Source organism: Brevirhabdus sp., assembly GCF_052826345.1.
On sequence record NZ_JBRBUA010000103.1, the window covers coordinates 1 to 8,120 of the forward strand.

Here is an 8,120-nt window from a genome sequence, read left to right on the forward strand (position 1 = left end):
CGTCGTGCAGGAGCCGTTGGAGATCATGCGCTCGCCCGATTTCATCGCGTGGTGGTTGACGCCGTAAACCACGGTGCGGTCGACGTTGCTCGCGGGGGCGGAAATCAGCACGGATTTGGCGCCGCGGTCCAGATGCACGGCCGACTTGACGCCGTCGTTGAACTTGCCGGTGCATTCCAGCACCACATCCACCCCGGACCAGTCGAGTTCGGCCGGGTCGTAGGTCGAAGACACCTGCATCGGCCCGCGGCCCAGATCCATCGTGTCGCCGGACACCCGCACCTCGCCGCCGAACCGCCCGTGCACGCTGTCATAGCGCAGCAGATGGGCGTTGGTCTCGATCGGGCCGGTGGCGTTGATCTTGACCACCTGAACGTCGTTGCGACCGCTCTCGGCGATATGCGCCAGCGTGCAGCGTCCGATTCTGCCAAAGCCGTTGATGCCAAGGGTGATGGTCATTTGCGTTCTCCTGATAGCAGCGGTACGGATCGGACGGGCAGCATCACGCGCGCGCGCGTCGCGTTTCCGCGTCGTCTAGCAGGCAAGTAATCCGACCCCAAGGAAAAAACAGTTCCTCGCCAATATGTTAGCGTTAAACTTGGGCGAGTCGGCGTGGTTAGCGCAAACAAGCGGCGCGATCGCGCGCGGGGCATCATATTCTCAGCGGAAAGGTTCGCAGATGACACGAGGGCATTTCGACGATGGCGCGCTGCTGGCGGCGCGCCTGCTACTCGCCGGTCTGTTCCTGGGCGGCGCGGTGCAGAAAGCCGTCGACCCGGCCCCGGCGATGGCGCTGCTCGCGATGCGCGGCATGCCGGAATTTCTGGTCTGGCCCGCGCTGGCGTTCAACGCGTTGGCCGGCACGGCGCTGGTGCTGGGGGTGTGGACACGGCCCGTTGCCCTGGCGCTCGCCGGATATGCGGCATTTACCAGCATCTTCCACTTTCAGCCCGCCGATCCCTGGCAAATGACGATCTTCGTCAAGAATTGGGCGATCGCAGGCGGGTTGCTGGCGCTGGCGGTGGCGGGGGCGGGGCGCCTTGCCTGGCGCGGGGGGCGCTGAGGGCGCACAGGAAAAAGGCAGGCCCCGCGGTGACGAAGACCTGCCTCTTCTTGGCGAAAATACTCAATTCAGCGGGCTGTGGACCCGCTGCCTGCGCCTAGATCAGCGCGCGCACGGCCGCCGCGACGGCATCGGCAGTAATGCCGAATTCTTCGAACAGACGCTCCGCCGGGGCAGAGGCCCCGAAGCGGTCCATGCCGACGAAATCGCATTTGGCGGATTTGCCGCGTTCGCCCATCAGGAAACGGTCCCAGCCCATGCGCACGCCCGCCTCGACGGCGACGCGGACGGGCCCGGCGGGCAGCACGCGCTTGCGGTAGGCCTCGTCCTGGGCGAGGAACAGCTCCTGGCTGGGGAAGGACACGACGCGCGTCCCGATGCCGTCGGCCTGCAACTGCTCGCGCGCGGCCAGCGCGATTTCCACCTCGGACCCGCTTGCCAGCAGGATCGCCATACGCTTGCCGTCGGCGTCCGCCAGCACATAGGCGCCCTGCGCGGTCAGGTTCTTGGACTTGTGCTCGGTCCTGACGGTGGGCAGGTTCTGGCGTGACAGCGCCAGGACGCTCGGCGTTGCCTGCGACTGCAGCGCCAGTTCCCAGGCTTCTGCCGTCTCGACGGTGTCGGCGGGGCGGAACACGTTGAGGTTGGGCGTCGCGCGCAGCATCGCCAGGTGCTCGACGGGTTGATGCGTCGGGCCGTCCTCGCCCAGTCCGATGCTGTCATGCGTCATCACATAGGTCACCGGCGCGCGCATCAGCGCCGACAGGCGGACCGCCGGACGGGCATAGTCGGTGAAGCACATGAAGGTGCCGCCGTAGGGCTTCACCCCGCCATGCAGCGCCATGCCGTTCATCGCGGCCGCCATGCCATGTTCACGGATGCCGTAGTGCAGGTAACGCCCCTTGCGGTTGTCGATATCGTGAATGCCCAGATCGGCGGTCTTGGTGTTGTTCGAGCCGGTCAGGTCGGCCGATCCGCCGAAGGTTTCCTGCATGATCGGGTTGATCACCTCCAGCACCATCTCGGAGGATTTGCGGGTCGCGACCTTGGGGGCGGAGGCCGAAATCTGCTTTTTCAGCGCGCGCACGGTCGAGACCAGTTTCTTGGCGGGCGCCCCCGACATGATGCGCTCGAACTCCGCCTGCCTGGTGGCCGACAGCGCGCCGAGACGCTGTTGCCAGTCCGCGCGCGCCTGCGCGCCGCGTTTGCCGATCGCCTCCCACTCGGATTTGACGTCCGCGGGCACTTCGAACGGGCCGGTGGTCCAGCCGTAGGCCTCCTTGGTGTCGCGCACCAGTTGCACATCCGTCAGCGCGCCGTGCCCCTTGGCCGTGTCCTGCGCCGAGGACCCCAGCGCGATATGCGTGGTGCAGGCGATCATCGACGGCGTGTCGGTGGCCTTGGCGGCCGTGATGGCGCGGTCGATATCCTCGGGATCGTGGCCGTCGCAGGAAAACACCGACCAGCCGGAGGCTTCGAACCGCTTCAGCTGGTCGGTGCCGTCCGACAGGGCCACCTTGCCGTCGATGGTGATGCCGTTGTTGTCCCACAGCACGATCAGCTTCGACAGCTTCTGCCGCCCGGCCAGCGCGATCGCTTCCTGGCTGACGCCTTCCATCAGGCAGCCGTCGCCGGCGATGACATAAGTGTGGTGATCGACGATCTTCTTGCTCCATTGGGCGCGCTGCACCTCTTCGGCCAGCGCGAAGCCCACGGAATTGGCCAGCCCCTGGCCCAGCGGGCCGGTCGTCGTCTCCACCGCTTTCACCAGGAAATTCTCCGGGTGGCCCGCGGTCTTGTACCCCCATTGGCGGAAGTTCTTGATCTGGTCGAGTGTGATTTCCGCGTCGCCCATCAGGTAGAGCAACGAATAGATCAGCATCGAGCCGTGGCCGGCCGACAGGATGAAGCGGTCGCGGTCCGGCCATTCGGGGGCTGCCACGTCGAATTTCATGTGCTTCTCGAACAGCACGGTCGCGACATCCGCCATGCCCATCGGCATGCCCGAATGCCCGGAATTCGCGGCCTGAACGGCATCCAGCGTCAGCGCGCGGATGGCGGCGGCCTTGTTCCAGTGGGCGGGGTGTTTTTCACGCAGTGCAGCTATATCCACGGCCGGTATCCTTGATTTTCAGGATTTGTCATCTGAAGGCGTGATAGCAGCACCACCCCGAAGTGCAAGCGCAGCAGGAGCCGCGCCGCCTAAGCGGCGGAAAGAGGGGCGCATTTCCCCGCCCCATTCGTTAAAATCGCTTGCAGACCCGGGTGTTGATTCGCCAGAACCGTAACAACCCGACCCGAAACAGGCGGGATGCGACACAGAGGAGAGCCGAGTGATGGCCGACATCAGCGATCTCGAAAAACGGATTAACGCGGCGTTGGATCGCATCGGGCAGGGGCTCGAGGCGATCGCGCAGGCGCCGGGCGACGACGATGCCGCCCTCCGGCAGGAGGCCGAGACCGAGGCGCGCGCCGCCGAAGAGGCCGCGCAGGCGCAAATCGACGCCGCCCGCCAGGAGGTGGAGGATCTGCGCCGCGCCCTCGACGAGGAGCGCGCGGCGCTGGAGCAGGAGCGCGCGGCCCGCGCCCGCCTGTCGGAAGAACTGGCCGCCGCCCGCGACCGGCGCGACAGCGCACCGCCCGCCGCCCAGGCGCAGCTGGAACGCATGCGCGACCAGCTGGCGCAGACCGAATGGCAGATGGAAGGTATGCGCGCGGCCAATGACAAGCTGCGCGAGAACAACCGCAAGCTGCGCGAAATCAACGCGACCATGGTGGGCGATCCGCAGCTGATCAACGTCGCGATGACGGCGGAGCTGGAATCGCTGCGCAGCACCCGCGACGCGGATGTCGCGGAAATGGATGCGATCCTGTCGGAGCTGAAACCGCTGGTTGGAGGAGCGTGACATGACCGAGGTTGTGGTGAACATCGGAGGGCGCTCGTTCGAGGTCGCCTGCCAGGCCGGAGAAGAACATTACCTGCAATCGGCCGCCTCCCTGCTCGATGCCGAGGCAGAGGCGATCCTGTCGCAGATCGGTCGGCTGCCGGAAAACCGGATGCTGCTCATGGCGGGGCTGATGCTGGCCGACAAGACAGCGGGCGTCTCGGAAGAGCTGGCGCGGCTGAAAAAGTCGCTGGGCGAGGCGCAGGCGCGCATCGCGGAGCTGCAATCCGCGCCGCAGCCCGAACCGCAGACGATCCAGGTGCCGGTCATTCCGCCGGAGTTGCACGAAAGCATGGCCGAGATCGCCGCGCGGGCGGAATCCCTGGCCGATCAGATCGCCGAACGGACGGCCGCCGAATAGGCGGCCTGTCCCCGGTGGGCCACGATCCGCGTGGCGATCAGCCGTTGGCTTCGCGGATCTTGTCGGCGGCGTCCTTGTCGTAGGACAGGTTATGCTGGTCGAACATCTGGTCCAGCTCGCCCGACAGGGTCATCTCGGTGATGATGTCGCACCCGCCGACGAACTCTCCCTTGACGTAGAGCTGCGGAATGGTGGGCCAGTCGGAATATTCCTTGATCCCCTGGCGCAGCTCCTCGTCGGTCAGGACGTTCACGTCCTGATACTCGACGCCCATGTAATTCAGCACACCGGCCACGCGGCTGGAAAAGCCGCATTGCGGCATCGCCTTGGTGCCCTTCATGAACAGCACGACATCGTGGGTGCTGACGGTATCCTTGATGCGGGAAGTGGCATCGCTCATTGAAAGTTACCTCTCTTTGGACGGGGCAACGGCCCCGTGCAGGTCGTTGTGGATCGCGTCTGACGGGGATGAGATGGTCGGGGAACCTGCGCAGCCCGGTCATCGCGCAGGGGGACCGCGATGCGCAGACGCGCGGCGTCGGTTCGTTGGCGGGATCGCGCGACAGCGGCGACATGCGCGATCATCGCGGCACCGGCGACAAGAAGGAGCACGCTCATTCCGGCGACCTCGTGGTCAGGGCGAGGGCGTGCAAGTCGCCGTTCGACCCGTCCATCCGCCCTTTCAGCGCGGCGTAGACGGCGCGCTGCTGCTGGACCCGGTTCTTGCCCCGAAAGCTTTCGTCGATCACTTCGGCGGCGTAATGGTTTCCGTCCCCCGCGAGATCGGTGATCGTGATTGTCGCGTCGGGAAAACTTTCGCGGATCAGGTCTTCGATATCGCGCGCTTGCATCGGCATTGGCAGCATCCTTTGGTCATTGCCAAAGATGTAGTTCGCACGGCGCCACGGTGCAAGCCGATGCGGGCCGATCAGGCGCGGCCCGCATCGCGGTTCTCAGCCGCCCTTCAACCGCCGTTCAAGTCCTGCCCGGGCAGGTGACGGCGGCTGACCCCGGAATGGGGACGGGCGCGATCGTCAGGACTTGGCCTCGCCGGTCGGCGCGACCTCTCCGTCGAAGCTGACGGTGCCGACCATGCCCGACTGATAGTGTCCGGGCACGTTGCAGGCGAATTCCAGCGACTCGGTCTTGGCGAAGGTCCAGGTGAATTCCGCCGTTTCGCCGGGCTCGAGCAGGATGGAGTTCGGGTCCGCGTGGCCTTTGCCCTTGGGCTTTTTCTCCATCGACATCATGCCGCTGTCGAGCATTTCCATCATCTCGTCCTGGTGGGCCTGGTGCATCTTGGGGGTGCCCACGTTGAATTCGTGCAGGAATTCCCCGTCGTTGCTCAGGCGGAAGGTGATGGTTTCCCCGTCCCGTACGCTCAGCTGATCGAGCGAATAGGCATTGTCTGTCAAGGACACGTCGATGACGCGGTCGGCGTGGGCCGCCTTGCCCGGCGCGCCGATTTCCGGCTTGTCCGCGTTGCTGTGCGTGCCGCCTGCCAGGGCGGGGGTGGTGACGAAGGCGACGGCGGCCATCAGGGCGGCCGATTTCGCGAAAAAGTTGCTCATGTGAGTAGGTATCCTAGTGGAAAGTCAAAATCAGGTCTGTGTCCGCGCGGCCCCGGAGGGTGCGCGGGTTCGTCTGTTCGATTTTCTCAGGATCGCGGCGGGGGGGTCGGCTGATCGGGAGACATGCCGCGGAAAACCACGGTGCCGGGCATGGTGCGCGCGGCCCGCAGGCGCGGCGCGCGCAGCCGATCGATCGCGTGTTGCGGCAACTGCTGGTTCACGTGGCAGCGTTTTTCAGTCTCGCAGGTCAGCAGCTGCTCATCGCTGATTGCAGGATCGGGCAGGGCGGGGGGGAACGGCTCAGACGTCGCGCGCCCTGCGCCAGGATTGTCGGCAGGGTGATCCGGCCCGTGCTCGGTATCCGCCGCCGCGTGATCGGCCTGCGCGGGGTGCTGGCCCGCCTCGGCCTGATGGCTCACGGGCACCAGGATGAGCGCGGCAAGCGTCATCGCGATGAGGATACGTAGAAACAAAGGCTGGAAAGTCCTGCTCGGCCGATTTTTTTGCTTGGACCCAATATGTTTATCGCGCCCCCGCCGCGCAAGCTCGCGAATTCGCGACTGGCGGAAAACCGCCCCGCGCCGGGACCGCGCCGCGCGCGGCCCCGCTGCTCACCGATGATCGAAAGCGCGCGCGAAACTGCGGCGATAGATATCCGACAGGCCCTGCATCGTCAGGCTCTTGCGGCCGACCTTCATCTTGGCGCCGCCGAAGCGGCCGACCGCCTTGACCGGCACGCCCGTCTTCGCGGCCCCCAGCATCAGCGCTTCGGCATTGTCGAAGCCGCAGGCCAGCAGGTAGCGCCCCTGATCCTCACCGAAAAGCTGCGCCATGCCCAGATCGTCCAGCTTGAGCCCGATGCCGGCCGCTTCGGCCATCTCGAAGGCCGCGAGCATCAGCCCGCCGTCCGAAAGATCCGTCGCCGCCGAGATATAGTTGCGATGCGCGAAGATGAATTCGCCGTTGCGGCGCTCGACCTCCAGATCAACGGGCGGGGCGTCGCCGTCCTCCCGGTTGAAGACCTCCGCCAGCAGCGCGCTTTGGCCCAGATGGCCGACCGTATCGCCGATCAGCAGCGCCGTGTCGCCCGCGCGGGCCAGCCCGCCGATCAGATTGTCGATGTCGTCGATCAGCCCGACCGCGCCGATCGTGGGCGTGGGCAGGATCGGCTGACCGTCGGTTTCATTGTAAAGCGAGACATTGCCCGACACGATCGGCATGTCGAGCGCTTCGCAGGCGGCGCCGATGCCTTTGATGGCGCCGACGAACTGGCCCATGATTTCGGGCTTTTCGGGATTGCCGAAGTTCAGGTTGTCGGTCGAGGCCAATGGCCGCGCGCCCACCGCAATCAGGTTGCGGAAGGCTTCCGCCACCGCCTGCTTGCCGCCCTCGAACGGGTTGGCCCGCACATAGCGCGGCGTGACGTCCGAGGTGAACGCCAGCGCCTTGCGCGTGCCATGCACCCGGACCACGCCCGCGCCCAGACCGGGCAGGCGAACGGTGTCGCCCATCACCATGTTGTCGTACTGCTCCCACACCCATTGGCGCGAGCAGTAGTTCACCGATTTCAGCAGCGTCCGCAGCCCGTCGAGCGGCGTGATCTGGGGCATGACCTCCAGCGGTTCGACCGCCGGGGTCTCGATGTGGGGACGGTCGTATTCTGGGGCCGTGCCCGACAGCGCCTTGAGCGGCAGATCGGCCATCACCTCGCCGTTGTGCACGATCAGAAAACGGTCCTAGGCGATGGTTTCGCCGACGATGGCGAAATCCAGATCCCATTTATCGAAAATCGCCATGGCCTCGGCCTCCTTCTCGGGGCGCAGCACCATCAGCATGCGTTCCTGGCTTTCCGACAGCATCATCTCATAGGCGGTCATCGCGGTTTCGCGCGTGGGCACCTTTTCCAGATCCAGGCGCACGCCCAGATCGCCCTTGTCGCCCATTTCCACCGCCGAACAGGTCAGACCGGCCGCGCCCATGTCCTGGATCGAGATCACGGCCCCCGTGCGCATCAGCTCCAGGCAGGCCTCCAGCAGGCGCTTTTCGGTGAAGGGATCGCCCACCTGCACGGTGGGGCGCTTGTCCTCGATGGTGTCGTCGAATTCCGCGCTGGCCATCGTGGCGCCGCCGACGCCGTCGCGCCCGGTCTTGGCGCCCAGATAGACGACGGGCATCCCCAC

General features: G+C 65.8%; 9 protein-coding genes and 1 pseudogene. 3 read left to right on the forward strand and 7 right to left on the reverse strand.

What is annotated here, in order from left to right; all coding sequences use genetic code 11:
* Nucleotides 1–459, reverse strand: a 459-nt coding sequence (locus tag ACU0BR_RS12445; protein ID WP_446157150.1) for a glyceraldehyde 3-phosphate dehydrogenase NAD-binding domain-containing protein, incomplete at its 3' end; no start/stop codon positions are given.
* 220 nt (nt 460–679) lie between these two features.
* On the opposite strand from ACU0BR_RS12445, the gene ACU0BR_RS12450 reads away from it, so the two are divergent.
* Nucleotides 680–1,063, forward strand: coding sequence for a DoxX family protein (locus ACU0BR_RS12450; RefSeq protein WP_446157151.1), 384 nt, complete (start codon nt 680–682; stop codon nt 1,061–1,063).
* A 97-nt stretch (nt 1,064–1,160) separates the two neighbouring features.
* Here the strand turns inward: ACU0BR_RS12450 and tkt are convergent, their stop codons facing one another.
* Nucleotides 1,161–3,176, reverse strand: coding sequence for a transketolase (tkt, locus tag ACU0BR_RS12455; RefSeq protein ID WP_446157152.1), 2,016 nt, complete (start codon nt 3,174–3,176; stop codon nt 1,161–1,163).
* A gap of 223 nt (nt 3,177–3,399) precedes the next feature.
* Here tkt and ACU0BR_RS12460 point away from each other — a divergent pair, with 223 nt between their 5' ends.
* Together ACU0BR_RS12460 and ACU0BR_RS12465 are read left to right on the forward strand one after the other, a co-directional pair.
* Nucleotides 3,400–3,969 (forward strand): hypothetical protein, encoded by a 570-nt coding sequence (locus tag ACU0BR_RS12460; protein WP_446157153.1) that lies wholly within the window; start codon nt 3,400–3,402, stop codon nt 3,967–3,969.
* A gap of 1 nt (nt 3,970) precedes the next feature.
* Nucleotides 3,971–4,369, forward strand: a complete 399-nt coding sequence (locus ACU0BR_RS12465; protein WP_446157154.1) for a cell division protein ZapA — start codon at nt 3,971–3,973, stop codon at nt 4,367–4,369.
* Nucleotides 4,370–4,406: 37 nt separating this feature from the next.
* On the opposite strand, the gene grxD is transcribed toward ACU0BR_RS12465, so the two are convergent.
* The 5 genes and pseudogenes from grxD to purL form a co-directional block, all read right to left on the reverse strand.
* Nucleotides 4,407–4,769: a Grx4 family monothiol glutaredoxin gene (gene grxD, locus ACU0BR_RS12470; RefSeq protein WP_446157155.1), complete on the reverse strand. Its 363-nt coding sequence runs from the start codon at nt 4,767–4,769 to the stop codon at nt 4,407–4,409.
* A gap of 214 nt (nt 4,770–4,983) precedes the next feature.
* Entirely contained in the window at nt 4,984–5,226 is a 243-nt protein-coding gene (locus ACU0BR_RS12475; protein ID WP_446157156.1) for a BolA family protein, read from the reverse strand.
* Nucleotides 5,227–5,403: 177 nt separating this feature from the next.
* A complete protein-coding gene (locus tag ACU0BR_RS12480) occupies nt 5,404–5,940 on the reverse strand; it encodes a cupredoxin domain-containing protein (protein WP_446157157.1) in 537 nt (178 codons plus the stop codon).
* Between the two features lie 86 nt (nt 5,941–6,026).
* Nucleotides 6,027–6,413, reverse strand: a complete 387-nt coding sequence (locus ACU0BR_RS12485; RefSeq protein WP_446157158.1) for a hypothetical protein — start codon at nt 6,411–6,413, stop codon at nt 6,027–6,029.
* A gap of 138 nt (nt 6,414–6,551) precedes the next feature.
* Nucleotides 6,552–8,120 (reverse strand): annotated as a pseudogene (gene purL / locus ACU0BR_RS12490) (phosphoribosylformylglycinamidine synthase subunit PurL); the annotation flags it as partial.